At 76.3% G+C, this 2630-nt stretch carries 3 protein-coding genes; all 3 read left to right on the top strand.

Annotation, left to right across the window (positions count from 1 at the left end; translation table 11 throughout):
* A partial coding sequence (locus DKT68_RS00260) for a sugar kinase (RefSeq protein WP_236646641.1) occupies positions 1 to 988 on the top strand: 988 nt, incomplete at its 5' end.
* Positions 989 to 990: 2 nt separating this feature from the next.
* On the top strand, positions 991 to 1734 hold the full coding sequence (locus DKT68_RS00255) for an IclR family transcriptional regulator (protein ID WP_109815437.1): 744 nt from the start codon (positions 991 to 993) through the stop codon (positions 1732 to 1734).
* Positions 1731 to 2348 (top strand): bifunctional 4-hydroxy-2-oxoglutarate aldolase/2-dehydro-3-deoxy-phosphogluconate aldolase, encoded by a 618-nt coding sequence (locus DKT68_RS00250; protein ID WP_109815436.1) that lies wholly within the window; start codon positions 1731 to 1733, stop codon positions 2346 to 2348. The genes DKT68_RS00255 and DKT68_RS00250 overlap by 4 nt, the downstream gene beginning before the upstream one ends.
* The last annotated feature ends 282 nt before the right edge of the window (positions 2349 to 2630 follow it).

The raw sequence follows: 2630 nt of genomic DNA, 5'->3' as shown, positions 1-2630 counted from the left end.
GGCCGGCTCCCCGCCGGTGGAGGTGGCCACGGTGGGGGAGACGATGGTGGTGCTCTGCCCCGCGCCGGGTGAGCCGTTGGACCGCGCCGAACGGGTCGCCGTCTCGGTCGGCGGCGCGGAGTCCAACGTGGCCGGCTACCTGGCCCGGCTCGGGCACCGTGCGAGCTGGGTGAGCCGGGTCGGCGACGACCCGTTCGGCCGTGCCGTCGTCCGGCACGTCGCCGCCGCCGGCGTCCGGGTCGACCTGGTGACCGTCGATCCGACCGCCCCCACCGGGCTGTACGCCAAGGACCCGGGCCCGGTCGCGACCGAGGTGCACTACTACCGGGCCGGCTCGGCGGCCTCCCGGATGGACCCCGGCGCGCTGGCCGATCCGCGGCTGGCCGGCGCCCGGGTGCTGCACCTGTCCGGCATCACCCCGGCGCTCTCCGCCTCCTGCCGTGCGCTGGTCGAGCACGCGGTGGCCGACCGGCCGCTGCCGGGCGCGCTGGTCAGCTTCGACGTCAACCACCGGGCGCGGCTCTGGCCGGCCGACCGGGCCGCGCCGGTGCTGCGTGACCTCGCCGATCGCAGCGACCTGGTCCTCGTCGGCCAGGACGAGGCGGACGCCCTCTGGGGCACGCCCGACCCGGCGGCCGTGCGGCGGCTGCTGCCGGGCCCGGAGACGGTGGTGGTGAAGGACGGCGCGGTGGGCGCCACCGCCCTGAGCCGCGACGCCGAGCCGATCTTCGTTTCGGCGCCCCGCGTGACGGTGGTGGAGCCGGTCGGCGCCGGAGACGCGTTCGCCGCCGGCTACCTCGCCGGCCTGCTGCGCGGCCTCGACCCGGTGCGCCGGCTGCGCCTCGGCCACCTGGTGGCGGCGCAGGCGCTGGGCAGCAGCGGCGACAACGCCCCCGTGCCACCGTGGGCCTGGTTCGATCGGCTGCTCGACGCCCCCGCAGACGCCTGGTCGCCGCTCGACCTCACCGGCGCCCGAGCGGAGGTCTGAACGTGCCGCAGGGCGTCGACCGGGCGATGCGCGTGCTGGAGCTGCTGGCCCGTGAGCCGGCCCAGCTCGGCGACGTCGCCGCCGACCTGGGCGTGCACAAGTCCACCGCCCTGCGTCTGTTGCAGACCCTGGAGGCCGGCGGCTTCGCGCGCCGACGCGACGGCGGCTGGACCGTCGGGCTGCGGCTGATCGGCCTCGCCCAGCAGGCGTTGGACTCCCTGGACGTGCGCACGGTGGCCCACCCGCACCTGGCGGCCCTGGGCCGCGACTGCGGGCACACCGTCCACCTGGCCCAGCTCGTGGACGACGAGCTGATCTACGTGGACAAGATCGAGGCCCGTGGCCAGGTGCGGATGTACTCCCGGATCGGCCGTACCGCGCCGCTGCACGCCAGCGGGGTGGGCAAGGTGGTGCTGGCGTTCTGCCCGGAGCCCCGGCTGACCGGGCTGCTCGACCGCACCGAGCTGCGCGCGTACACCCCGGGCACGATCTGCGACCCGGCGGCGCTGCGTGCGGAGCTGGCGGCCGTCGCGGCCCGGGGCTGGGCCGCCGACGACGGCGAGTTCGAGCCGTTGATCACCTGTGTGGCGGCCCCGGTGCGGCTCGCCGACGGCGCGGTCACCGCGGCCGTGTCGGTGACCGCGCCGACGGTGGTGGCCACCCTCGCCGACCTGCAACGCCTGCTGCCCCGGCTGCTGGCCACCACGCAGCGGATCTCCCGCGACCTCGGATGGAGTGGACCATGACCACAGTGGACTTCGATCACGTCTTCGGCACGGCCCGGGTGATGGCGATCCTGCGCGGCCTGCCGGTGGCGGAGACCGTTCGGCTCGCCCGGAAGGCCTGGGACCTCGGCATCGACGTGGTGGAGGTGCCGGTGGCCACCGCCGACGCGGTGCCGGCGCTGCGCGCCACGGTCGAGGCCGGTCGGGAGCGCGGCCGGATCGTCGGCGCCGGCACCGTGCTCGGCGTCGAACAGGTCAGCGCGGCGGCCGACGCCGGCGCCGCGTTCACCGTCGCACCCGGGCTGGACCTCGCGGTCGCCGACGCCGCCGCCGCGCGTGGGCTGCCGCACCTGCCCGGCGTGGCCACCCCGACCGAGGCGCAGCAGGCGTTGCGGCACGGTCTCACCTGGCTCAAGGCGTTCCCCGCGATCGCCCTCGGGCCGGCCTGGTTCCGGGCCGTCGCCGGCCCGCTGCCGCAACTGCGCTTCGTCGCGACCGGCGGCCTCGACGCGGCCAACGCCGGCGAGTTCCTCGCCGCCGGCGTGCGGGTCGTGGCGGTCGGCTCCGCCCTGTCCGACCCGGACCAGCTGGAGGCGCTGTCCAAGCTGATCACCCTGAGCGCACCCTCAGCCTGACCGTCCGCGATCTCGCCCCCGCACAGGCGACGAGAGGGACCCAGAGGGCAGGATCGCGGCGTCAGCGGACGCGTGGCGGGTGTGTGTCATGGCGTAAGTGCGTCGCCGCCTGGCGGCAGACGAGGACGGGCGTTGCGTCGATGCTGTGCTCCGTACCGCTCCTCGACACAAAGAGGTCACCTTGGCTCTGTCTCCCAGGCGCCGCCGCTCCGGGCTGATCGCCCTCGGCGCCGCCCTCACCCTGGCGGCCGGGTTCACCCCACCCGGCCGCCAGGGTGAGGG

It is taken from the genome of Micromonospora acroterricola (genome assembly GCF_003172955.1).
GTDB classification, from domain to species: Bacteria; Actinomycetota; Actinomycetes; order Mycobacteriales; family Micromonosporaceae; genus Micromonospora; species Micromonospora acroterricola.
The sequence above is the reverse complement of the archived record's forward strand: the minus strand, read 5'-3'. Positions and strand labels throughout refer to the sequence as shown.

Coding starts and splice junctions, on each gene's coding strand:
- DKT68_RS00250 (WP_109815436.1), top strand. CDS start 1,731: ATGACCACAGTGGACTTCGATCACGTCTTCGGCACGGCCCGGGTGATG.